Source organism: Mesorhizobium sp. B4-1-4, assembly GCF_006439395.2.
Classification (GTDB): domain Bacteria; phylum Pseudomonadota; class Alphaproteobacteria; order Rhizobiales; family Rhizobiaceae; genus Mesorhizobium.
Genome location: NZ_CP083950.1, coordinates 492,006 through 516,342 on the forward strand (window position 1 = coordinate 492,006; position 24,337 = coordinate 516,342).

Below are 24,337 nucleotides of genomic sequence, written 5' to 3' on the forward strand. Positions count from 1 at the left end.
AGCCCCCCAGTCAGCCAAGGGAATGCGCGGTCATGAGTTACAACGGCAAGAAAGTTCTGGTGACGGGCGCGGATGGGTTTATCGGCTCGCATCTCACCGAAGCGCTCGTTCGCAACGGGGCGGATGTCACGGCTCTGGCGCTCTACAATTCCTTCGACAGCCACGGGTGGCTGGACGATTTGCCGGACAACATTCGGAGCCGGCTGAATCTTGTCCGCGGTGATGTCCGCGACTGCGCGTTCCTGAACCGGATCATGCGTGGTCAGGCCGTTGTGTTTCATCTGGCTGCCCTTATCGCGATTCCATACTCCTATGCGGCTGCCCAGTCCTATGTGGAAACCAACATCCTGGGCACGGTGAACGTCCTCGAAGCGGCGCGCCAGTGGGAGACGGAGCGAGTGGTGCATACCTCCACGAGCGAGGTCTATGGAACCGCCCTGACCATGCCTATCCGTGAGACTCATCCACTACAGGGACAGTCGCCATATTCGGCCTCCAAGATCGGTGCCGACATGATGGCGGAATCCTACGCCAGGTCGTTTGACCTCCCGGTCGTGATCATGCGGCCGTTCAACACATATGGTCCTCGTCAGAGTGAGCGCGCCATCGTGCCGACCATCATCCGGCAGGCCCTCGATCCGAACTGCCCGGCGATCATGGTCGGCGACACAAGCCCGATCCGCGACCTGACCTTTGTCGAGGACACCGCGGCGGCGTTCCTGACCGCGGGCCTGGCCGGGCTTGAATTCGGCCACGCCTACAATGCCGGCAGCCAACGCGCCGTGACCATCTCCGACGTGTTGGATCTTGTCCTCGAGTTGAGCGGTTCCAAAAAACCGGTCCATCGCGACGAAAGCCGTCTGCGGCCGCAAAATTCGGAGGTTCGCGCCTTGCTCGCGGATTCCTCGCGCTTTGAGAGTGAGGCTGGATGGCGGGCGCAGACCAGCCTGCGCGACGGGTTGCAGCGAACGATCGCATGGTGGCGGGCGCGCCTTAGCGAAGGCCGGGTACGGCGCGAAAAGGGTTATATGACATGATCCTGCTCCGCCGGCATGTTTTGGCGCTGTTGCTGATCGCCGGTGCCGTATTCCTCGATATCTATACGGCCGGCGGACGGGCAAGCAGCGTATCGGAGCAGTCGGCCGCACCGGCGGCGAAGAACCTGCCTGACTATCTGCGCGAAACAAAGGATGCGGTGTTCGGCACCGCGATCGTGCGGATCACCAGACCCGGAATCCTCGGCCACGGGATTGTATGCGGCAAGAAATACTGCACCCACCGTTATTCAAGCGCCCAGGCCTGGAACGCGGACCAGAGTCTTCTCCTTATCGTCAACGGTTGTGGTGCCATGTGCTTTCTCGATGGGCATACCTACGTTCCATTGTTCCGCCGCGACCGCTCGACCGAATGCGAATGGCATCCCAAGGATCCCAACCTGATGATTTGCGTTGGTGGCCGGCGGATTTCCACCTGGGCGCCACGCACCAATCACGAGGATATCGTGTTCGTCTCGGCAGCCTATCGCAATCTGCAGTTCGGGCCCTACAAGGGCAATCCGAGCCGAGACGGCAACCGCATCGCGGTGCGTGCAACGCGTAATGACGGCAAAGCGGTGGTCTTTGGCTATGACCTCAAGCTGCGGCAGAAATTCCCGGATATCGATCTTGCGCAACTTCCGGGGGCCACCAACGCCTGCTCGATCTCCCCGCTCGGGATCAACATTCTGTGTTCCCAGGAATTGCCGGACGGCAACGAACCGAGCTTCATCTTTTCGATCGATGGCGTCTTGCGCCAGAAGTGGACAGAGCATCACCGGCCCGGTCACGGCGACATGACGGTCGATGCCGACGGCGCCGAAATCTATGTCGGGATCAGCAAATCGGACCCCGACAAGTATCAGGTGATCAAACGCAGGTTGACCGACGGCAAGGTCACCTCGCTGATGAAGTACGGCGAGGCCATGCATGCGTCCCTCAGGTCCCTGGACAGGCCCGGCTGGGTGTTTCTGAGCTATGGCGGGACATCGGCCGAAGTGTCGAAGCACCAGGATTGGGCGCCCTATGCGCAGCAGGTCATCGCGCTGCGCACGGACGGCAGCGGAGAGGTCCGCCCTATCGTCAACACGCAGAACGCGCAGTTCGACTACTGGAACGAGACGCATGCCTCGCCATCTCCAGATGGCTCACAGGTGGTCTGGTCTAGCAATTGGGGCGTGCCTGGCGGCCCGGTGTACGATTTCGTTGCTCGTGTTGAATGGCCTTGGCAGCAGGTGTCGAACCAGAAGGAGATTGTTACAAATGGCCTTCACTAAACGAACCGTTCTTGCTTCCGTTGCCGTGATGTCCCTGACATCGATGGCCGCCGCGGGCGACGTCGGGCCCTATCAACTGTCACCTGGCGATACCGTCGAGATAGGGATAGCGCCGATTCCGGAGCGAACGCAGCGCGCCGTGGTCCAGATGGACGGCAATATCGCCCTTCCCGAAGTCGGGATGGTCATGGTCGCGGGCCTGACGGCGTCTCAATTGCAGACGCGCATGCAGGCGCTGCTGCCGACCAAGATTTTTCATGCGCGCCTGCCCGATGGACGGGAGCAAATGGTTGTCGTCCAGCCAAGCGACGTCACCGCCGTCATCGCCGACTACCGTCCGATCTACGTGATGGGCGACGTGCTCACACCGGGACAGCAGGCCTATCGTCCGCTCATGACCGTACGGCAGGCGCTCGCCGTCTCCGGCGGCTTCAGCCTTTTGCGGTCGCGGGCAGGCCAGACCGGACCCGATCCGGTTGACCTCAGGCGCGATTACGAAACGCTTTGGGGCGACTACACCAAGGATTATTTTCACGCCGCCCGTATCCGCGCCGAACTTCAGGACCAGGCGGACTTCGACAAGCAGACCCCACAGGGATCGCCTCTTTCGCCTAGCATCGGAGCCGCGATCGCCCAGGCTGAAGCGGATGCGCTGAAGATTGCGCTGGGCGATTTCCAGCAGGAGCAGACTTTTCTCGAGAAGGGCGAAAAGGATGCGGCCGATCAGATCGACGTTTTGCAGAAGCGCGAACAGGTCGAGGCCGAGGGTGTGAAGGCGGATCAGGAAGACCTTGCGCGCGTCACAAAGGTGTTTGAGTCAGGCAACCTGACCAACAACCGGCTCGCGGACGTCCGGCGCGCCTTGCTTCTGTCTTCAAGCGGCGCACTTCAGACATCGGTGGAGCTCATGAGGGCGCGACGCCAGCAGGAGGACTACGTCAGGCAGCACGAACGCAATGACAATCAGAGGAGGATTGGCTTGCTGACGGATCTGAAGGACACCAACGCGAGGCTCGCCGACGTCACCGCCAAACTCCACGCCGCCAGCGAAAAGCTGCAACCGAGCGGAGCATCGGCCCAGCCATTGCCGATGGCCGGCGAAACGATCCGGGCCCAGGTCACCATCGTGCGCAAGGTCGGCGATGAGTGGCGCAAACTCTCGGCCGACGAGGACACGATCGTGATGCCAGGAGATACCGTCGAGGCCAAGTTCAGCAGTGATCTGCAGAGCGCGGCAATCCGGTAGGCGGCCACGATCGTTGGCCGATAGAAACGGGCTTGGGAAACTCACTGTTCGATCAGGCAGTCGAACAGAACCGAACGGGAGATCCTGGTGAGGCTCAATTCCAAGCGAAAGCCGACGCGGTCGATGAACGCGGCTCAAATGGCCCAGCCGGCAAGTTATGCTTTCGATCCGTCTTTGGCGGTGCAAAATCCCTTGATCGAGTCCCGGACCGGTGGACCTGGACTCTGGCAGGACCTGACGTCCAACCAGAAGGTCCACACGCAAGGCGACCGGGCGTCGGACAACTACAGAGCCAGCCATTGCGCGCGGGGCTATGGCGCGCATTACAACAAAACGCACGAATCCGGCTATTACGGCGCGCTGTGGGATAAAATCGAAAGGCCCCTGATCCTGGGTGTTCTTGGCCCAATGGGTGGAGCCGACCGAAAGTGCCTCGATTTCGCATGCGGAACAGGTCGCATTACCAATGTCGCGGCTGGGCTCTTCGGCGAAGTGGTCGGCGTCGACGTCTCCAAATCCATGCTTGCCTGCGCGCGGGTTCCCCACAATGTGAGGCTGCTTCACATCGATATGACAATGGAATCCCTCGACGAGACCTTCGATATCGTAACGGCATTTCGCTTCTTTCTGAATGCGGAGGATCGACTGAAACAGGAGGCGCTGAGAGCGATAAATCTGCAGCTGAAAGACGGCGGACGGCTGGTGTGCAATATTCACATGAACGCGACGTCGCCCGTTGGCCTGGTCTGTCGGCTGCTCAACCGGTTGTTTGGACGCACAATTCGCAACACGCTAAGCGAAGCGAGGTTCAAGGAGCTCCTGACCGCGTCGGGATTCCTCGTCGAGGAGGTGATACCTTACGGTTATCTGCCCCGGCCGGGACGCCTCTTGCCAGGGCTGTGCGAGGCGTTGATGGAGCCTTTCGAGAAGGCGTCCAGAACTCTTCGCATCCCCGGACAACTGGCGCAGCATTTCCTGGTTGTTGCGAAGAAGCGCTAGAAAACGGAATCGCAAATGGCCCGGTGAAATGGCTACGAGCCGGGAACCCGGCCCGCCCGCAGAGCGAATCACCCCCCCAAAAAAGATAATGCGGCGTCGCTCTCATTGACTGGAACGCTATCGATCCAGGCTTCCGGAACACCCTAGATGGCGGTTTTCCCCCGATTTGACGCGTCAGTTTCGGGTTTCTCTGGCTGGCGTCACGATTTCGCTGCATTTTGACCGAAGGGCACATACGTTAGCGGGGCGTAATGTTAGAAAGCAAAGAGGGACAACGCTCCTGAAAACCAAAAATTTGTCCATGGCCGTCGGAGCCGATGGGCCTGCGCGACTATTTTTTGCCAAAGGTCGCAGGTCATGACCCCCGGTGGAAGACGCTCGCCCGATCTGCGCGCCGCCATGCTTGGCACTGCGCCTGGGCTGATAGGTGTTGGCCTGTTCTCGGCGGTCATAAACATTCTCGCCCTGACCGGCTCCGTCTATATGCTGCAAATCTACGATCGCGTTTTGCCTTCGCAGAGCATTCCGACACTTGTCGGATTTACCATCGGAATGCTGGGCCTTTACGCGGTCTACGGGTTGCTGGATTTCGTGCGGCTTCGCCTCCTGGTTCGGATCGGCAATCGCCTCCACAGAAATCTGCAGCAAAAGGTCTTCGGCCTCTCGCTCTCCTTGCCGCTTATCGGCGGGCAGGATGCGAGCCGGATACAGCCACTTCGTGACCTGGATCAGTTGCGCGGCTTCCTTTCCGGATTGGGACCGACCGTCATCTTCGACGCCCCGTGGATACCGTTCTATCTGCTGGTCATCTATCTCCTGCATCCTTCGCTCGGTCTGCTGGCAGCGAGCGGTGCGATTGTGGTCGTACTGCTCACCGTGGTGGCGGAGATCCTTGGCCGCGGACCTGCGGCGCGCGCGTCCGAGACACTTGTGTCGCAACGGACCCTTGCCGATTCCGGCCGCCGCAACGCGGAGGTTGTGCGCGCGATGGGCCTTTCCGGACGGCTCGCCCGTCGCTGGGCCGAGATCAATCAATCATATCTCACGCACCAGGAACAGCTCTCCGATATTGTCGGCGCCACCGGTTCCCTGTCGCGGGCGCTGCGGATGGCTTTGCAATCCTGCGTTCTGGGGCTAGGTGCCTATCTCGTGATCGGGGGTGAAGCGTCCCCCGGTGTGATCATAGCATCTTCCATACTGCTGGGCCGCTCGTTGGCCCCGGTTGACGCGGCCATCGCAAACTGGAGGGGGTTTGTGGCGTTCCGGCAAAGCTATTCACAGCTGGCGGCGGCGTTGGCCGCCTTCGGCAGCCAGGGCGAACTCATGGAACTGCCGCGTCCACACGCAATGCTTGCGGTCGAGGAGTTGACCATAGTCCCGCCCGGTCAGCAAAGGCCGACCGTCACCAACGTCAGCTTCCACCTGTCCGGGGGAGCAGGGATGGCTATTGTTGGCCCAAGCGGCTCTGGCAAGACCACGCTGGTGCGCGCCTTGGTGGGTGTGTGGCAACCGCTTCGCGGAACGGTAAGGCTGGACGAGGCCTCGCTCGACCAATGGGGCCAGGAACAGCTTGGCGCTCATATCGGCTACCTGCCGCAAGATGTTGAACTGTTTGATGGAACGGTTGCCGATAATATTTCGCGATTTGGCGGCAAGGGCGACGCCAAGGGCGTGCTGGCTGCTGCCAGGGCCGCGGGCATCGACAAGATGATCATGCGCTTGCCGGATGGTTTTCAAACACGGGTAGGCGAGGGAGGGGCGGCCCTGTCGGCCGGACAGAGGCAACTTGTCGGACTTGCCAGGGCACTTTATGGCGACCCGTTTCTTGTCGTCCTCGACGAGCCGAATTCAAACCTGGATGTTGACGGCGATGCCGCCCTGGCCGGCGCGATCCTGGCGGTACGCCGGCGCGGAGGCATCGTCATCGTTGTCGCGCACCGTCCTTCCGCCCTTACCAATATCGACAAGGTACTCGTAATGTCGAATGGCATGCTGCACTCCTTTGGCTCGCGCGAGGAGGTCCTGGCCAACGTGATCCGGCCCTTCCCCTCGGCCGCTGAACGGCCAGCGTCGGTGGTCCCGATGCAGAAAGGGGTGAGCGGTCATGCGTGAGGTCCTGTTCCATGTCTGACGCGACGATGTTCTCATATGCGCCGATTGGCGATGGTAGCCGAAGGACCGAGGCCAGTTCGGCCGATGCGCGGGATGATATCCGGGCCAACCTGATCCTGGGCGTCGCGGTCACGGTTCTGTTGATCGCCGGCGGAGGGCTTTGGCTCGGTTTGACCAAAATCGCCGGCGCGGTGATTGCGCCTGCCACGGTGGTGGTCGAAACCAATATCAAGAAAGTCCAGCATCTGAACGGCGGCACCATCGGCGGTATCTTCGCGCAAGATGGAGACCATGTGCGGGCGGGCGATGTGGTGGCCAGGCTGGACGACACGCTGACTCGGGCCAATCTGCAGATAATCAGTGAGGACCTCGATCGCGCGACCGTTCGTCTTGCGCGGCTGGAAGCCGAGCGGCAAGGCCTGCCGGATATGCAGCTTCCGTCCAGCCTTCAGACGCGGATGGGCGACCCGGAACTGGCTGCACTCGTCAGCGGCGAACGCGCCCTGTTCGAAAGCCGCGCTGCCGCGTTGACGGGGCAGAAGGCGCAGTTGCAAAGCCGCTCAAAACAACTTGAACGCCAGATCGATGGCCTCAAGGCACAGCAGGCCGCGGAAGATCAATCCGTGACCCTGCTGGACGCGGATCTTGTCGACGTCCAGGCGCTTTTTTCCAAAAAACTGGTGTCCAAGGAGCGGCTGAGCAACATCAGGTTGGATGCCACCCGGGCGCACGGAGAGTCAGGGCGTCTCGCGGCGGCGGTCGCCGAGGCGCAGGCCCGGATCAGCGAGACCGAATTGCAAATTCTTCAGCTCGATGAACAAAGGCGCAGTGAGGTAACCAGCGAGCTACGCGAAACGGAAGCCAAGCAGACCGAACTCAATGAGCGCAAGGTTGTGGCGCAAGACGAGTTGACCAAAACCACCATCCGCGCTCCGCAATCGGGAACGGTGCAGGAATCCACCATCCACACAATCGGCGGCGTGATCGCTCCTGGGGAAGTGCTCATGATGATTGTTCCCGACGCCGACAACCTCGTCGTCGACGCGCTGATTCCTCCCTCACGCATAGATGACATTCGACCAGGCCAGCGGGTCTCGATCCGTTTTCCGGCTTTCGATTCCGGCACCACGCCTGCTTGCCAGGGATCGGTCAAACGCATCTCTGCCGATCTGATCAAGGATCAACAGCGCCAGCTCTCGTATTTCTCGGCGCGTATCAACGTCGAGAACAAGGCGGCCTGCCTGACCGATGCCAAGGTGCTCAAACCAGGCATGCCGGCGGAGGTTCATATAAGCACCGACGAACGCAGCGTCTGGTCCTATCTGCTGAAGCCGCTCACGGATCAGATGTCGAGGGCCTTCCGCCAATGAACCACCGGAAGCGAGCCGCAAATACGAGCGCCTCTTCCCCCTGGAGCAATCCAGGAAAAAGTGCGTAGCGGCTTTCCGTCCGAAACTATGTAAAAACAAGGAGTTAGAGCGGATCAACGATTCTATCAAACGCTGAACCGCTCTAAGACCCGGTGAGCGCCCTGCGACGAACGCGGCGCGCGGCCCGCGCTGTTCGCTCTGCCGTTACGGGAGCCTTGGCCACATCGATCTTGTGCGGCAAGCCGTTTGTGGCCACATGGAGTCTCTCAAAGGGTAGCAATTCCCTGATCCGGGCGTTGACCAATGCAATTTCGGCCCGCAGGTCTTCGCATTCCTGCCGGCGGATATCGAGTTGTATCTGATCGGACGCCTGCTGCAGTGAAAGCTGTGAGAAATTGGCGGTTAGCTTCGAAAGGTTCTGCTTGTCGGTTTCGGCCTCCTTGGTGAGAGCAGCCAACCTTTCATCCGCGACCTGCTTTTCCGCCACGGCGTCGCTCCATTGATGCTTGAGCTTGGCGATCTCATCCGAGGCTTCTTTATTTGCGCTTGACGCGACCTCCAGTCGCGACTGGAGGTTCTGAATCTCGGAACGCAATCCTCTGATCTCGGCACGGTAGCGCTCGATCTCGGCGTTCTTGTCCGCCTCCGTGATACGGGCGGCTTCCGTCACCTCCGACAGTTTTGCCTGGGCGACCTCAAGCGACGTATGGAGCCGTGTCGCTTCCTTTTCGCTCCTGCCGAGCGCACCCAGCATTTCGGAGTTTCGCGCCGCTTCGTTGGCGTGGATCGTGGAGAAGGCGTCGAGTCTGTGCCGCGCTTCATCTTCCCGCTTTAGCGCCTTTTCGAGGTCGATCGACAGGCTGACATTCTTTTCCCGCAGCAGTTTGTTTTCGCGCGCGCGCCTGTCAGCCTCGACGGTTACGGCGGCAAGCGTGTTTGTGAGGTCTCCAAATTCCGCTTCGCTTTTTGCGTTCGCGTTCGCTGCTTCCACGAGTTCCAGCCTTGCCGCGGCCAGTGCGCCGCGAAGCGCCTCGCTGTCTTGAACCAGGCTTGTCTCGCGCTGCTGCAAAGTCTCCACAATGCTTTCCCGCTCATGCTGCCTTCGGTTCAGGTCATTGAGCTTGTCCGACAGGACCCTTTGCTCCGCCGTCAGGCTCTGATTCGTCAGTTCCAGTTCGTTGGCGCGGAGAATGTCGGCGTGAAGGATATGGAAGAATTCGCGGGTCAGGTGATGCGTGCTTGCGATCTCCGACAGTCTCGCGTTGATGTCCTCGAAATGGACCTTCGCATCGCGAAACAGCCCATCGAAGGACGTCAAGGCGGCCATACGGCTCTGCGTATGAGAGGTCAGCCGTCGCGCGGTTTTCGAGGTGCTCGCGTCGTCTTCGGTTTGCGCGCCCTCGTCCTGCTCCATGGACGCCTCGCCCAGGACATCGTTCTCTGCCGGCGCCGACAGGTCATCCAAACCAATGCACTCGTCGACGGCGTCCGCCAAGTCAGCTTCGAGTTCCTCGAATGACTTCTCCGCGTTATCGGCTCGCCTGATCAGATCCCTGAGCTTCATGCCCTACATCCCCCTACGGCATGCCTGGACCCAGCAAGGCACGCGGACTGAGATACCCTTTGTATCGGGAGATCCGTTGAGCGTCTTCGTGCAATCAAACGATGCCAAGCTCCGGCGATCTAGCGCTGTCACCGCAGGAATCGTCGAGAACTCGCGAGGCAGGCCTGGGGTTTGATGGTGGTCGATCACCTGCAAGGGCTGCCTGGAGGCTCTCGCGTCAGGCAGCCCTTCTTGCGTTCATCCTGACGTCACCTGTTGCCTGAATTCAGCGCCGCTTTATCGGGCGGCCCGACAGCCTCTTGGAGGGGGGCATCAGGCGGCCGGGCCTAACCGGCGGTTGGGTGTGTTTTGGTTTGCCGGCTGAGCCACCCTGCACCTCATTCGATGAACGCGCATCATTCAAACGAACACTGCCGTCGCGATAGGCACCACTCAACCAACTACGTCAGGCCCCAGCCCCGGACCAGCGTCCACTTGGATCAGCCGGTTTCAAGCACGAGAGTCCGGGCTCCGATTAACGCATTGGGCTCCTTCAAATGAACGATCAGCCCGTTATCAAGGAAGGATAATGTGGGCTTTTACGGCAATAAGGCCGGGATTCTGCCGGCTATGGAGGCAACGCCATGTGCGGTATCGTTGGGATCGTCGGCCACTCACAGGTTGCGCCGCTCATCGTCGCTGCGCTGAAGCGTCTGGAATATCGCGGCTATGATTCGGCCGGCATCGCCACCGTCGAGCGTGGCAAGCTTGCCCGCCGGCGCGCCGAGGGCAAGCTGGTCAATCTCGAGCGCCGACTCAGGGACGAGCCGCTCGACGGCACCATCGGCATCGGCCACACGCGCTGGGCAACGCATGGCGTGCCCAACGAGACCAACGCGCATCCGCATTTCTCCGAAGGCGTGGCCATCGTCCACAACGGCATCATCGAGAATTTCGCCGAACTGCGCGACGAGCTGACGCGCGACGGCTATTCCTTCGCCTCGCAGACCGACACCGAGGTCGTCGCCCATCTGGTGGCGCGCGAGATGGCCAGGGGGCTGCAGCCGGTCGAGGCCGCGCACCAGGCGCTGAAGCGGCTGGAGGGCGCCTTTGCGCTGGCCATCATGTTCAGGGGCGACGACAACCTGATCGTCGGCGCCCGCAACGGGCCGCCGCTCGCCGTCGGCCATGGCGATGGCGAGATGTTTTTGGGCTCCGACGCCATCGCGCTCGCCCCGTTCACCAATTCGATCACCTATCTTGAGGACGGCGACTGGGCGGTGGTGCGCCGCGACGGCGTCGCCATCTTCGACATCGGCGGCAAAAAGGTCGACCGCAAGCGCCAGCAATCGCTGTCGACCAGCTTCATGGTCGACAAGGGCAACCGCCGCCATTTCATGGAGAAGGAAATCCATGAACAGCCCGAGGTGATCTCGCATACGCTGGCCCACTATGTCGATTTCGTCTCCGGCGTCTCGAAGCCGCTCGACCTGCCGTTCGATTTCGCCAAGATCGGCCGGCTGGCGATCTCGGCCTGCGGCACCGCCTATCTCGCCGGCCTGATCGGCAAATACTGGTTCGAACGCTATGCGCGGCTGCCGGTCGACATCGATGTCGCCTCGGAGTTCCGCTATCGCGAGATGCCGCTGTCGGGCAACGATGCCGCCTTCTTCATCTCGCAGTCGGGCGAGACCGCCGACACGCTGGCCTCGCTGCGCTACTGCCGCAAGGCCGGCATGAAGATCGGCGCCGTGGTCAATGTGCGCGAATCGACCATGGCGCGCGAATCCGACGTCGTGCTGCCCACACTTGCCGGTCCCGAGATCGGCGTCGCCTCGACCAAGGCCTTCACCTGCCAGCTGTCGGTGCTGGCCTCGCTTGCGGTGCGCGCCGGCGTGGCGCGCGGCGCGATCTCGACGGATGAGGAAAAGACCCTGGTGCGGGCGCTTTCGGAAGCACCGCGCTATGCCAACCAGGTGCTCAAGCTCGAGGCGCAGATCGAACGCATCGCGCGGGACCTGTCACGCTATTCCGATGTGCTCTATCTCGGCCGCGACACCAATTTCCCGCTGGCCATGGAAGGGGCGCTGAAGCTCAAGGAAATCTCCTACATCCACGCCGAAGGCTATGCGGCCGGCGAACTGAAGCACGGGCCGATCGCGCTGATCGACGAGAACATGCCGGTCATCGTCATTGCCCCGCATGACCGCATCTTCGAAAAGACGGTGTCGAACATGCAGGAGGTGGCGGCGCGCGGCGGCAAGATCATCCTGATCACCGACGCCAGGGGAGCGGCGCAGGCGAGCGTGACCACGATGGAGACGATCGTGCTGCCGGACGTGCCCGAAATCATCTCGCCGATCATCTACGCGCTGCCGATCCAGATGCTGGCCTACTTCACCGCCGTGTTCATGGGCACCGATGTCGACCAGCCGCGCAACCTGGCGAAGTCGGTGACGGTGGAGTAGGTTTCATCCTTTCGTCATCCTCGGGCGGAGCAGGCCTCCACAAGAGCTTCGGCACGGGAGAGCGGCGCACGGAAGTGCTGCGCGACATCAATCTTGATCTAGCCGACAACGAGTTCGTCTCGCTTGTCGGCATATCGGGTTGCGGCAAGAGCACGTTGCTGTCGATCGTGGCCGGACTGCAGGACTTCGACGCCGGCGAACTCAGCATCGACGGTGCCCCGATCCTGCAGCCGGGTCTCGACCGTGGCGTCGTCTTCCAGTCCTACACGCTGCTTCCCTGGCTGACGGCGCGGCAGAACATCGAGTTTGCCCTCAAGGCCGCGGGCTATGACCGGTCGGCCTGCCGCGAGATCTCGCTCAAGCATCTCGACCTCGTCAAGCTGTCGCAGAGTGCGGACCGCTATCCGTCCGAATTGTCGGGCGGCATGAAACAGCGCGTCGCCATTGCGCGTGCGCTTTCCTATCGCCCCAAGATGCTCCTGATGGACGAGCCCTTTGGCGCGCTCGATGCCTTGACCCGGCATCAGATGCAGGAATTGCTGACTCAGAGGCGTCAAGGCGTCCCGAAATGGCATAGCATCCGCCCGTCTGGTCAACTGGCCGGGGTCTGGGGATCAGGGATCAAGGACCGTGGGGACCGCACAGGCCGAGCGTCCATTCGATGGTTCCACAAAAGTCGCCGACGAATCCATGGTAGCTGCCGTAGCCATTGTAGTAGCTGTCCATCCAGCCATTGTCGCCGGTCCAATTGTCGCCTGTCCAACCGCCGCCAACCCACACGCGAGGGTTTGGATGTTGCCGTTGTACGACGTACCGATGTCCGTTGTGGCGATGAACCGCGGTATGGACAAAGTGGTACCTGACAGCCGCCGCATCGGCGATGGAGGTAAATGAAATCGCGCTCGCGGCGGCCAGCACGATAGCGCCGCTGGCGAGCATCAGACGCCGTTTCATGAAGATGCCTCCTGTTCCTACGAGACATGCACAGGAAAAACGGCCTGCCGCCCCAGACGTTCCTTCACGAAATAGGAACGCTGAATGCCTGACGCTGAATGCCTAATGTCTTTGGACCATCCTTCTTGACGCGATCGCTGCTTTCCTCGCCCTCTGTCCGCGCTCAAGATTTTTTGACCACCGTCCGGTAAGAATTCATTGTCGCTGCTGCATTTGTCGGACCATAAAACGCGCCAAGTGATCCCGCCCCGGCTGGTTGGTCGCGGATGCCAGCCTTTCGCCAAGGCATATGAACCGCCTGCATGACGGAATTGGCCAGAGCATTGGAACAGCCTCTATTTGCCACCGAGCGCGACCCGAGGCTGAGGTTGATCATCCCGATCATCGTCGCCATCGCCTTTCTGATGGAACAGCTCGATTCCACCATCATCACCACCGCGATCCCGGCCATGGCGCAAAGTCTGGATACGACGCCGGTCCGGCTGAATCTGGCGATCACCACCTACATCCTGACGCTCGCCGTGTTCATTCCCGTCAGCGGCTGGTTCGCCGACAGGTTCGGCGCGCGCAGGGTGTTCGCCCTGGCGCTTTTCACCTTCACCCTTGGCTCCGCGCTGTGCGGCATAGCGAACAGTTTCGGCATGCTGCTGGCCATGCGCGCGCTGCAAGGACTTGGCGGCGCCATGATGACGCCGGTCGGGCGGCTGATCCTGCTGCGCAGCTCTCCACGCAGCGGCCTGATCACCGCCATGACCTACACGACCTTGCCGGCCATCATGGGGCCGATCATCGGGCCGCTGCTCGGCGGCCTGCTGACCACCTACGCGTCGTGGCGCTGGATATTCTATGTCAACCTGCCGTTTGGCTGTCTTGGCATTCTGGCGGCGCTGCGCTTCGTCGACGATTTCCACCAGGAGGCGGTGGAGCGCTTCGACTTCGCCGGATTTCTGATGGTGGGATGCGGCGTGGCGTTACTGCAGTTCGGGCTGGAGAATATCGGCCGCCCGATCATTCCCGCCTTCACGACGGTGCTGGTGTTGGCTGCGGCCGTCCTGCTGCTGCTCGCCTTCGGGCGCTATGCGCGCCGCGTCGTGGCGCCGGCTGTCGACCTGACGCTGTTTCGATTTCGCTCGTTCTGGGTCGGCACGCTGGCGGGGGGCCTGTGCCGCGTCGGTCTCAACGGCGCCCCGTTCCTCCTGCCGCTGATGCTTCAGGTCGGCTTTGGCATGAGCCCGGTCACCTCAGGTTCGCTGACATTCGTCGGCAGCTTCGGCGCGCTGCTCATGCGGCCAATGCTGTCGCCGCTGCTGCGGCGCGTCGGCTTCAAAGTCGTGCTGATCGGCAGCGCGATCGTGGGTTCCGCTACCGTGGCGGGCTTCGCCTTGATGAGTGCCGATACGCCGCATTGGATGATCGGCTTCTATGTCTTCCTGTTCGGCGTCGTCCGGTCGGCGCAGTTCATGACCTCCAACACCCTGTCCTACGCGGATCTGCCGGCGGACAAGCTCAGCCGCGCCACCAGCCTGGGCGGCGTGCTGCAGCAGCTTAGCGTTTCGCTGGGCGTTTCGGTCGCCGCCATGCTGCTGGGCCTGATTGCAGGGGAAAGCCACGTCCTGACGCCGGAACGGTTCCATCAGGTGTTCCTGCTGACCGCGATCATCCCGCTCATATCCATTCCCGGCTTTCTGTACCTGCGCGCCGAGGACGGCGTGCAGGTCAGTGGTCACATCGGCAGATCACGCAAATCATCCCGGCAAGGATAGTGGAACAATCCGTTCGCTCAAAAACCGTGCGGCGCCGCTCTCGTTGAAGCGTTCGTCACGGACGTGTCGCAACTTGCCGCCGGTTTGCCGCCTGCGATCGATCTGACACCTTTCCGGGCTGATAGGTTCTGATTGTTCAGGGCAGCCCTGCTGTCGCAGCAGGCTTTGCCGTTCTTGTATGGGGGAAACGCCGTGACCGCAGAGACCAGCATGCAGGCCGTGGAGCCAATCGACCCGCAAAGCAGCTACGCCGTGCTGATCTGCGATCTGGTCGGCCTGCGCTTCGGGCCGGACGGCAAGCCTGACCCGAGCGAAGTCCGCGCCCATATCGAAGCCAAGGGGGGCCGCTTTCACTCATCGTCGCTCGGAGACAAAGCGGAGCTTGAGCGTGGCCGTGTGCATTTCTTCTACCAGCCGGACCTCAGCACCAGGGAAGAGCTGATCGAGGCCGCGGGGGAGGGGCGCTATGACGCCGTCATCGCGGCGGCGACCTTCCTGCCAGCCGAGACCGTCTTCCCGCTGGCCGGCGTGCGCATCGGCGCTGGCACCGGCAATATGGGCTCGGGCTCCTGGGGTGGCGGCAGCGGCGAGGGCGGCACGGCGGTGCTGATGAACACGCCCGGCATCAACAGCCGCGCCACGGCGCAGATGGCGATGAAGGCGATCCTGAAAGTCCTGCCGGATCTCCCGGTCGATATGCTGCACGACCTGGTGGCGCGCGGCGCCTTCGACACCGGCAGGGAATTGCGGGATTTCCCCACCGAAAAGCTCGAAGGCAAGACGATGGCGATCATCGGCTATGGCAATATCGGCCGCGAGGTGGCGAAGCTCGCCCGTGCCTTCGGCATGCGCGTGGTGATCCACGCACGGCCTCGGCACCGGGACTGGATAGAAGCAGAGGGATTTGTCTATGCGGCGAGCCCGGCCGAAGCGGCCGAGGGGGCCGATGTGCTCAGCGTCCATGTCGGCCTGGGCAAGCAGGACGCGCAGACCGGCCGCTACGCCAATGCCGGAATCGTCGCCGCGGATGTCCTGTCCCGCATGAAGAATGGCGCGGTGCTGGTCAACTACGATCGCGGTGAGCTTGTTGATATCGAGGCGCTTGACGACGCCCTGTCCTCCGGCCGGCTAAGCCACGCCGCCATCGATGCCGACCTGTTCAGCGATGCCTCGACCGGCGGTCTGTCCGGTCCGATGCTGCCTTATCTCGACCTCGTCGAGAGGCATGGCGCCAAGCTCGAACTTCTGCCCCATGCCGCGGCCGACACCGACCATCCTTCGCGCGTCGCCGGCGCCAAACAGGCCGTCGACCAGCTGTTCGATGTCATCTGCCGCAAAGCGGTGACGAATGCCAAGGGCTCCGTGCCGCCGGGCTATGTCTCCCTTGGAATGACGACGCCTCCCGGCATCGGACCGGTGACGGAGTCCCATCTTTTGAAACTGACCTCCCACGACTGCACCGAGCTGGCGGATCTCTGTGACCGGCAAAGCCGGTTGTGGAAGGCGCTGTCGGAAACGCCAACTGCCGAGCGTGGCGGGATTGTTGCCGAGCAAGGCGAAGAGCTTGTCCGGTCGATCGACCGTTTCTGCCTGTTGGCCGAGAAACTGAATCTCAGAGGCCCTTACCAATAACTCGACCTGCCGCTGCGGAGGTTTAAAGGCTTCAGGCGGAAGGACGCTGCCTCAGTAGCGGGGACCGGCCACCATCCGAGCAATCCGTGTCATATCGGTGCTCATCTCGCGGTCGTCATCGAGTGGACTGACAAGCGCACGTACGGCGGCGAAGGTGCGCTGCGGCCCTTCGCCCATGCTGTCGACGACGCCGCGCAACTCCACGCCGGTGGCCGCGAAGATCAGCTCCATGGCAACGAGATAGCGCAGGCGCTCGATGATCTCGTCAGTCTTGGCCACCACTCGGGGCGCCATCGACGACTGATCCTCGATCCCATCCGCAACGGCAAGCGGGCTGAGCGACATTGGGTTGGCGAGATGCCGGATCTCGGCTTCCAGCGCGGCCAGGGGTTTCTGCAGTTCGGCATAGCCCTGGCGGCTGCCGCCCCTGGCCGACAGGAAGCGTGGCAGTTCAGCTGTTGTCGGAGACATCAGTTTCATGCAGCGATTGGCGGTGCCGACCGCGCAATGCGCGAGCGCCTGGCCGAGCTGTTCCCAGGCAAGCGTGAATGCCGTGAGGTCGAAATTGCCGTTCGAAACCACCCGCTCGTCTTGCGGCAGGATCACGGGATTGTCGCCGGAATGGGTCAGTTCGATTTCGGTCGCCAGCCTTGCCTGTTCGAACGCATGAAGCAGGCCGCCCCAGACCTGCGGCACGCAGCGATAGCTGAGCGGGTCCTGTAGGCGCCGCGCCGCCTTGTCCTTCCACAGGCCGCTGCCCGCCAGCTCCGTGCGCAGCCGAGCGCCGATCTCGCGCTGGCCGAAGGCCGGCCGCGCGGCCAGGGCATCCTCGTCGATCGCGCTGAGGGAGGAGCGGAACGCCTCGTAGTTGAGAGCCACGGCGGCCAAGCCCCAGTCGATAAGATGGGCGACGTCTTCGAGGCACAGGCAGGCCGTTCCGGTCGACAGGCTGTTGGCGACGATGAGGGCGTGGCCGTCCTTCTCGCGCAGGTCGAGCGGCTCCAGTCCGGCCAGCGTTAGCGCCTCGGCCGATGGCATGATCCGGCCCTGGAATTCCGCTTCGCCCTCGCCGCGCAGCGCTCGCGCCATATGCCCGAGATGGGCAAGGTCGGCCGCGCCGATCGATCCCCAAGTGGGGATCACCGGATGGACGCCGGCGTTGAGCGCCGCCATAAGGCCCAAGACCACGCGTTCGGAGGTGCCGGTGCCGCCGGCGGCCATGCCCGAGATGCGTGCGGTCATCAGCGCCCGCACTGCCTCGGTCGGAAGGGCGGGGCCGATGCCCATGCTGTGGCTGAGCGGCACGCTATGCTGAAAGGCGATCAGATCGGCCTCGGCGAGCGGCGTGTCGACACAGGCGCCGAGGCCGGTGGTGACGCCATACATCGGTTTGCCGAGCTGCGTCAGGTGCTCGATCAGCGCCCGGCTCGCCCGGATGCGGCGCATCGCTGCCTCGCCGAGCATAAGCCGGGCGTTGCGCCGTGCGATCTCGGCGACGTCGGCCACACCGAGCGGCTTGGCGTTGAGCAGTATCATCCGGGCTGTCATGTCTCGCCTGTACCCGTGACCAGATGCCCGGACCAGCGGCGCGGCGGGCCTCACTGTTTGTGGCGGCTTGCTGGCTGGAGTGCAAGCCATTCCCATTGTGGCAGCGACGAGAAGACAGGCGGAGCGCAGGCCTGGATTTGTTAACTACGCCGGCCGCTCCGCGACAGCGTCGGGCACCACAACCAGCTTGCCGACAAAGTCCTTGGCAACGAAATCGGCTTGCGCGTGGTGGAAATCGGAGAGCCGGTAGACGCCGCCGACCAGCGGCCGGATCTTGCCCGCCTCGATGTAGCGCACGATGCGGCGGAAATCCGCGCGCGTGCCCTGGCTCGAACCGTGCAATTGCAACTGCTTGAGATACATGGTCCTGAGATCGAGCTGGACGACCGGGCCCGCAATCGCGCCGGCGGTGGTGTAGCGGCCCTCCGGCCTCAGGATGCGCAGCAAATCGTTGAAGATGGCACCGCCAACGAGGTCAGCCACGACGTCGATCGGCTGGCCGCCGGTCGCCTCGGCCACGGCTCGCGGCAAATCGGCGACGCCACGGGTAATGACGGCCTCCGCTCCGATGTCGAGCACCGCCTGCTCCTTGCCCCTGCCGACGACGGCATAGGGGATGGCGCCGCGCGCCCGCGCCAGTTGCACGATCCCAGAGCCGACGCCGCCCGAAGCGCCAGTGACCAGAACGCGTTCGCCGGCTTTCAGCGCGGCTCGTTCCAGCATCTGCTCGCCGGTGAGGTAGGCGCAGCAGAAGGTGGCGAGTTCGACGTCGCTCAGCGTCGAGTCGACGACATGCGCATTCTCAGCCGGCACAGCCTGGTATTCGGCATAACCGCCGTCGCGGCCGTGGCCCATATAGTCGATATCGGCAAGCGAATCGTCGTCGCGGTTGTAGATGGAGAAATCGACCATCACCCGTTCGCCGATACGATCAGACGAAACGCCATCGCCGACGGCAGCGATGATGCCGACAGTGTCGGTGCCCTGGATGCGCGGGAAAACAAGCGTGTTGCCCTGTCGCCGCCAGGTCGACACCGCTGCAGCGTCTTCCTCGGTGCCATAGGCGCCCTGGCGCACCCACACATCGGTGTTGTTCATCCCGCAAGCGCTGACCCTTATAAGCACTTCCCCCGAAGCAGGGGCGGGCACTCTCACATCGGTGCGGTAGACGAGTTTTTCCGGTCCGCCGTGGCCGGTCAGCAGCACGGCGGCCATGGTGGCGGGGAGCGTGTTGGTCCTGGCATTCATGGCTCGATCTCACAGATTGGCAAACACGCTCTTCACGGCATCCGCGGTCTTGGCCACGACGATATCGGCCTCCTCGCGCGTCAGGCAGAGCGGCGGCGCGAAGCCGAGGATGTCGCCCTGCGGCATGGCGCGGCCGATGACGCCGCTTGCGGCAAGGGCCGTGGCGACCTGCGGTCCGATCTTCAGCGAAGGATCGAAGAAGACGCGGTCGTCGCGGTCTTTCACGAATTCGACCGCCGCCAGCATGCCGTCGCCACGCACCTCGCCGACGTTTTTGTGGCCGCCGACGGCCTTGGCGAGTTCAGCACGGAAATAGGCGCCGGTCTCGCCGGCATTTTTCACCAGCTCCATCTCGTCGATCAGTTCGAGATTGGCCACACCGGCGGCAACGCAGATCGGATGCGCCGAATAGGTCCAGCCATGGCCGAGCGAACCGAGCTTGTCGGAACCCTCGACCAGCACCTGCCACATCTTGTCGCCGACGATGACCCCTGACAGAGGGGCATAGGCCGAGGTCAGGCCCTTGGCGATGGTGATCAGATCCGGCCTGATGCCGTAATGGTCGGAACCGAACATGGTGCCGAGCCGGCCAAAGCCCGTCACCACCTCGTCGGCGACCAGCAGCACATCATACTTCTTCAGCACCGCCTGGATCTTTTCCCAGTAGCCTGCGGGCGGCGGCACGATGCCGCCAGTGCCGAGGATCGGCTCGCCGATGAAAGCAGCCACCGTCTCCGGACCTTCAGCTAGGATCATCTCCTCGAGCTTGTCGGCGCAATATTGCGAAAACTGCTCCTCGCTCATCGAGCGGTCGGCGCGGCGGAAATAATAGGGCGCCTCGGTGTGAAGGATCGGCGCGCGCGGCAAATCGAAGGCGTTGTGGAACAGCTCAAGGCCGGTCAGCGATCCTGTCATCACGCCCGAGCCGTGATAGCCGCGCCAGCGCGAAATGACCTTCTTCTTCTCCGGGCGGCCGAGAACGTTGTTGTAGTACCAGATCAGCTTGATGTTGGTTTCGTTGGCGTCCGAGCCGGAGAGGCCGAAATAGACCCTCGACATGCCTTTCGGCGCGCGGTCGATGATCATCTTGGCCAGCGTGATAGAGGCTTCGGTGCCGTGCCCGACATAGGCATGGTAATAGGCAAGCTTCTTGGCCTGGGCGGCGATGGCGTCGGCGATCTTCTGGCGGCCGTAGCCGACATTGACGCAGTAGAGGCCGGCGAAGGCATCGATGCTCTTCCTGCCATTGTTGTCCCAGACGGTGACGCCTTCACCGCCGGCCATGATGCGGGTCGGAGACTCGCCACGCGCATGCGTGCCCATATGGGTCGAGGGATGAAAGAAGTGATCGCGGTCCCAGGCGTTGAGTTCGTTGGACTGGTCGAGCATCTTTTTGACTCCTTGAAAGAGAATTCCGGCGCGGCCTAAGCCACATCCAGGCAGAGATATTTGAGATCTGTGAAAGCCTCCAGCCCGTGGCGCGAGCCTTCGCGGCCGATGCCGGACTGCTTGACCCCGCCGAACGGGATCGGTGCGCCAGTGATCTTGACACGGTTGATGGCCACCATGCCGTAGTCGAGCGCGCGACCCATGCGCTGCTGACGGGCGCCGTTCTCGGTCACAACATAGGCGACGAGGCCGTACTCCGTGGCGTTGGCGCGGGCGATCACCTCGTCCTCGCCGTCGAAGGGCGTGACGGCAGCGACCGGACCGAAGGTCTCCTCGCGCATGATCAAAGCCTCGTCGGGCACGTCGGCCAGCAGCGTCGGCTGGTAGAAGAGGGGGCCCGCCGGATGGCGCTTGCCGCCGGCAAGGCAGCGGGCGCCCTGGGCGAGGGCGTCGGCGACTTGCTCCTCGACCTTCTTGACGGCGCGCTCGTGCATCAGCGGCCCGATGTCGCTTTCGTCGGCAAGGCCGTTGCCGGTCCGCAGTGCCTCGATGCGCGCGGCGAAGGCCGCGCAGAAACGGTCATAGATCGGGCGCTGGACATAGATGCGGTTGGCGGCAAGGCAGTCCTGGCCCGAGGTGGCGAATTTGGCGTCGACGGCGATGCGCACGGCCTTGTCGACCTCGGCGTCGGCAAAGACGATCAGCGGCGCGTGGCCGCCAAGCTCCATCACCAGCCGCTTCATCGTCGGCGCGCTCTGCGCGGCGATCAGCCGGCCGATCTCGGTCGAACCGGTGAAGCTCATGGCGCGGACGCGCGGGTCTTCGCACATGCGCCCGACGATCGTCGCGGCTCTGCCGGTGAGGACATTGAAGATACCGGCGGGCAGGCCGGCGCGCTCGCCGAGTTCGGCCAGCGCCAGCGCCGATAGCGGCGTCTCCGAGGAGGGGTGGGCGACGATGGTGCAGCCGGCGGCGAGAGCGGCGGCGGCCTTGCGGGTCAGCATGGCCGACGGAAAATTCCAAGGCGTGACCACGCCGACGACGCCGACCGGCTCGCGCCGCACCATCATTTCGGCGTTCGGCAGATGGCTGGTGACGCTCTCGGCGTTGAGCCGCTTGGCTTCTTCGGCATACCACTCGACGAAGGAGGCGGCATAGTCGATCTCGCCGAGCGACTCCTTGAGCGGCTTGCCCTGTTCCAGTGTCATCAGCAGGGCGAGATCGTCTTTCGCCTCGATGATCAGCTCGAACCATTTTCGCAGGATTTTTGCGCGCTCCTGCGGCAATAGCGACCGCCAGGCCGGAAAGGCGCGCGCCGCGGCATCGATCGCCTTTGTCGTCTGGCGCGCGTCCAACGCTGCGACGAAGGCGACCGTGGTGCCGGTCGCCGGATCGGTGACTTCGAAGCTTTCGGCGGCCTCGCTCGCCGTCCAGTGGCCGTCGACATAGGCGAGTTCGCGCAACAGCCGGCGGTCGGCCAGGCGATCGAGCGCTTCATGGCGATGTGAGCGGGCGAAATGCGCGGACATGGTCGAAGCCTCCCGGTTCGGACTAATGCGGGAAGACTATCCCCCATGCGCAGACAGAGAGGCTGTTTGGGCGTCCGCTAAAGGAGAGAGTCTCTCTATTCGCCCCCGTGAGCAGAGCGATCTCTCTATGTGGGGAATATGCATCGCTGTTTCGGGAAAGCCGTCAGCTGAGCCTCTCAACTTCGTAATGCCAGGGTCTGCGCCGCGTCGCTTCGCTCCTTGCTCCGCCCTAGGATGAAGTGGCGATGGGCAACAGGTCAGCCAGTGGCAAAACGGTCTCGTCCTTCACCGTCTTGATGACGATGTAGGTGAAGTAGCGGTCGATGCCGATCTCGCGGTCGAGCAAGGCATCGACCAGCCGCTGATAGGCGTCGATGTCGCGCGCCATCACCTTCAGCACATAATCGACGCCGCCGCCCACCGACCAGCAGGCGACGATCTCGGGAATGTCACGGATGACTCGCTCGAAGCGGTCGAAATCGGCCTGGCGGTGGCTGGCCAGCGTCACTTCCATCAGCACGGTGGCGACCGGCGCCACCACACGCATGGCGATCCGGGCGTGGTAACCCGAGACGATGCCGGCTTTCTCCAGCTTGCGCAGCCGCATCCAGCATGGCGTCGGCGAGAGCCCGACCTGCTCGGCCAGCGCCAGCTTGGTGATGCGTCCGTCACGCTGGATGGCGTCGAGGATTTTGAGGTCGATCGCGTCGAGTTTTGCAGCCGTCATCACAGTCCACTTTTCGTCCACGGCACCATGACGGTGCATTATTTCGATTGTCAATTGCACTGATTTCGATCTCTAATAAGTCATGACATTGTGGCAACCCGATCCCGCGCTCATCAGGCGGCCAGCCTACCAGTCGCTTGCCGACCAGTTCGCGCGTGCCATCCATGACGGACGGCTGGCGAATGGCGCGCGCCTGCCGACCCATCGCTGGCTGGCCGACGATTTGAAGCTGTCGGTACAGACGGTGAGCCGCGCCTATGAGGAATTGATCCGGCGCGGCCTGATTTCGGGCGAGATCGGCCGCGGCAGCTTTGTCCAGACGCAGCGCCGCGAGCCGGAGCCGCCCTATCTGCCCGAGCGCCTCGGCGAGGTCATCGATCTCTCGATCCTGAAGCCGGTCTGCGAGCCGATGCATCTGGAACGGATGAAGCAGGCACTGGGATGGCTGGCCGAACACCTGCCCTCGAGTTCGGCACTGTCCTTCCGGCCCAACATGGTGTTCCCGCGCCATCGCGCTGTCGCCGTCGAATGGCTGAAACTGTGCGGGCTCGAGGCCTCCGCGCAGAATATCAGCCTGACCAACGGCGCTACCGCCGGCATGACAGTGGCGCTGATGAGCGTGGCGCCGCCGGGATCGACCGTCGCGACCGAGGCGATCGGCCATCACACGCTGGTGCCGCTCGCCCGCTATCTCGGCTTCAACCTCGAAGGCCTGCCGATCGACGGCAATGGCCTCATCCCGGAGGCGCTGGACGAGGCCTGCCGGCTTTCCGACATCCGCGCTGTGTTCGTGCAGCCTTCGGTGATTAACCCGACCGCGACGCTGATGGATTCGGGACGTCGCGCTGAGATCGCGGCGGTGGCGCGCAAGCATGACATCGCCATCATCGAGAACGATGTGCTGGGTCCGCTGGTCGAGGACCGGCCGCCGCCGGTCGCTGCCTATGCGCCGGAGCGCACGCTCTACGTCACCTCCTTCACCAAGATCACCGTGCCCGGCCTGCGCATCGGCTATCTCGCCGCGCCCGATCGTTACGTTGCCGCCGTCGCCAACCGGCATCTGGTCTCGAACTGGATGGCAACGCCGCTGGTGGCCGAGATCGCCACCAAATGGGTGGTCGACGGCACCGCGATGGAGCTTGTCCGCTGGCAGCGCCAAGCGCTCCGGCACAGGATGGTCATTGCCGCGGAGGTCCTTGCAGGGGTCGATTATCGTTCGCATCGCGATGGCCTGCATCTGTGGCTGCAATTGCCTGGCGACCGGGCCGAGGAGAGTTTTGTCGCCCAGGCCCGGCTGCAGGGCGTGGCGATCGCGCCGGGCGCCTCCTTCCGCATTTCCGACGCCCCCTGGCATCCGGCGGTGCGCATTTCGTTGGGTTCGACCACCGAGGGGGAACTGCGCGCCGGTCTCGGCGTTGTCACCAAGCTCTTGCTTGGAGATCCGGAGCACCTGCTGCTCGCCATCTAGGGGGTGCGTCGATATTCCGGTGATGCCGGC

17 protein-coding genes are annotated in these 24,337 nt (G+C 63.0%); 11 read left to right on the forward strand and 6 right to left on the reverse strand.

All coding sequences use genetic code 11. From position 1 onward, the window contains the following. Window positions 1-32: 32 nt before the first annotated feature. The 6 genes from FJW03_RS02175 (at window position 33) to FJW03_RS02200 (ending at window position 8,038) form a co-directional block, all read left to right on the forward strand. Complete coding sequence (locus tag FJW03_RS02175) at window positions 33-1,037, forward strand: SDR family NAD(P)-dependent oxidoreductase (protein WP_140766157.1); 1,005 nt, start codon at window positions 33-35, stop codon at window positions 1,035-1,037. After that, window positions 1,034-2,311: a hypothetical protein gene (locus FJW03_RS02180; RefSeq protein ID WP_140766158.1), complete on the forward strand. Its 1,278-nt coding sequence runs from the start codon at window positions 1,034-1,036 to the stop codon at window positions 2,309-2,311. Before FJW03_RS02175 ends, FJW03_RS02180 begins: the two co-directional genes overlap by 4 nt. Further along, entirely contained in the window at window positions 2,298-3,557 is a 1,260-nt protein-coding gene (locus tag FJW03_RS02185) for a polysaccharide biosynthesis/export family protein (RefSeq protein WP_140766165.1), read from the forward strand. Before FJW03_RS02180 ends, FJW03_RS02185 begins: the two co-directional genes overlap by 14 nt. Window positions 3,558-3,644: 87 nt before the next feature. Then, complete coding sequence (locus FJW03_RS02190) at window positions 3,645-4,556, forward strand: class I SAM-dependent methyltransferase (protein ID WP_226890564.1); 912 nt, start codon at window positions 3,645-3,647, stop codon at window positions 4,554-4,556. Between the two features lie 357 nt (window positions 4,557-4,913). Then, entirely contained in the window at window positions 4,914-6,668 is a 1,755-nt protein-coding gene (locus tag FJW03_RS02195) for a type I secretion system permease/ATPase (protein ID WP_140766159.1), read from the forward strand. A gap of 26 nt (window positions 6,669-6,694) precedes the next feature. After that, window positions 6,695-8,038 carry an HlyD family type I secretion periplasmic adaptor subunit gene (locus FJW03_RS02200; RefSeq protein WP_140612168.1) on the forward strand — a complete coding sequence of 448 codons (1,344 nt, stop codon included), beginning with the start codon at window positions 6,695-6,697 and terminating at the stop codon, window positions 8,036-8,038. Between the two features lie 142 nt (window positions 8,039-8,180). Here the strand turns inward: FJW03_RS02200 and FJW03_RS02205 are convergent, their stop codons facing one another. Beyond that, window positions 8,181-9,602, reverse strand: a complete 1,422-nt coding sequence (locus tag FJW03_RS02205; RefSeq protein ID WP_140766160.1) for a hypothetical protein — start codon at window positions 9,600-9,602, stop codon at window positions 8,181-8,183. A 623-nt stretch (window positions 9,603-10,225) separates the two neighbouring features. Between FJW03_RS02205 and glmS the strand changes: the two genes are divergently transcribed. From glmS to FJW03_RS02225, 4 genes are all read left to right on the forward strand, one after another. Beyond that, the gene (gene glmS, locus FJW03_RS02210; protein WP_140767520.1) at window positions 10,226-12,049 is read left to right on the forward strand and encodes a glutamine--fructose-6-phosphate transaminase (isomerizing); all 1,824 of its coding nucleotides are present in this window, start codon (window positions 10,226-10,228) and stop codon (window positions 12,047-12,049) included. Between the two features lie 74 nt (window positions 12,050-12,123). Then, entirely contained in the window at window positions 12,124-12,912 is a 789-nt protein-coding gene (locus FJW03_RS02215; RefSeq protein ID WP_226890567.1) for an ABC transporter ATP-binding protein, read from the forward strand. Between the two features lie 393 nt (window positions 12,913-13,305). Then, window positions 13,306-14,766 (forward strand): DHA2 family efflux MFS transporter permease subunit, encoded by a 1,461-nt coding sequence (locus FJW03_RS02220; RefSeq protein ID WP_140760393.1) that lies wholly within the window; start codon window positions 13,306-13,308, stop codon window positions 14,764-14,766. A 192-nt stretch (window positions 14,767-14,958) separates the two neighbouring features. Then, window positions 14,959-16,398 carry an NAD(P)-dependent oxidoreductase gene (locus tag FJW03_RS02225; protein WP_140760395.1) on the forward strand — a complete coding sequence of 480 codons (1,440 nt, stop codon included), beginning with the start codon at window positions 14,959-14,961 and terminating at the stop codon, window positions 16,396-16,398. 51 nt (window positions 16,399-16,449) lie between these two features. Here FJW03_RS02225 and FJW03_RS02230 read toward each other — a convergent pair whose 3' ends face one another. The 5 genes from FJW03_RS02230 to FJW03_RS02250 form a co-directional block, all read right to left on the reverse strand. Further along, window positions 16,450-17,946 (reverse strand): HAL/PAL/TAL family ammonia-lyase, encoded by a 1,497-nt coding sequence (locus tag FJW03_RS02230; RefSeq protein ID WP_140760396.1) that lies wholly within the window; start codon window positions 17,944-17,946, stop codon window positions 16,450-16,452. A gap of 144 nt (window positions 17,947-18,090) precedes the next feature. Then, window positions 18,091-19,194: an alcohol dehydrogenase family protein gene (locus FJW03_RS02235; protein ID WP_140760398.1), complete on the reverse strand. Its 1,104-nt coding sequence runs from the start codon at window positions 19,192-19,194 to the stop codon at window positions 18,091-18,093. A 9-nt stretch (window positions 19,195-19,203) separates the two neighbouring features. Continuing rightward, window positions 19,204-20,583, reverse strand: coding sequence for an aspartate aminotransferase family protein (locus tag FJW03_RS02240; protein WP_140760400.1), 1,380 nt, complete (start codon window positions 20,581-20,583; stop codon window positions 19,204-19,206). Between the two features lie 35 nt (window positions 20,584-20,618). Further along, window positions 20,619-22,112 carry an NAD-dependent succinate-semialdehyde dehydrogenase gene (locus FJW03_RS02245; protein ID WP_140760401.1) on the reverse strand — a complete coding sequence of 498 codons (1,494 nt, stop codon included), beginning with the start codon at window positions 22,110-22,112 and terminating at the stop codon, window positions 20,619-20,621. A 229-nt stretch (window positions 22,113-22,341) separates the two neighbouring features. Continuing rightward, entirely contained in the window at window positions 22,342-22,839 is a 498-nt protein-coding gene (locus FJW03_RS02250; protein ID WP_140613369.1) for an Lrp/AsnC family transcriptional regulator, read from the reverse strand. 82 nt (window positions 22,840-22,921) lie between these two features. On the opposite strand from FJW03_RS02250, the gene FJW03_RS02255 reads away from it, so the two are divergent. Then, the gene (locus FJW03_RS02255; protein ID WP_140760404.1) at window positions 22,922-24,307 is read left to right on the forward strand and encodes a PLP-dependent aminotransferase family protein; all 1,386 of its coding nucleotides are present in this window, start codon (window positions 22,922-22,924) and stop codon (window positions 24,305-24,307) included. Window positions 24,308-24,337 lie beyond the last annotated feature (30 nt).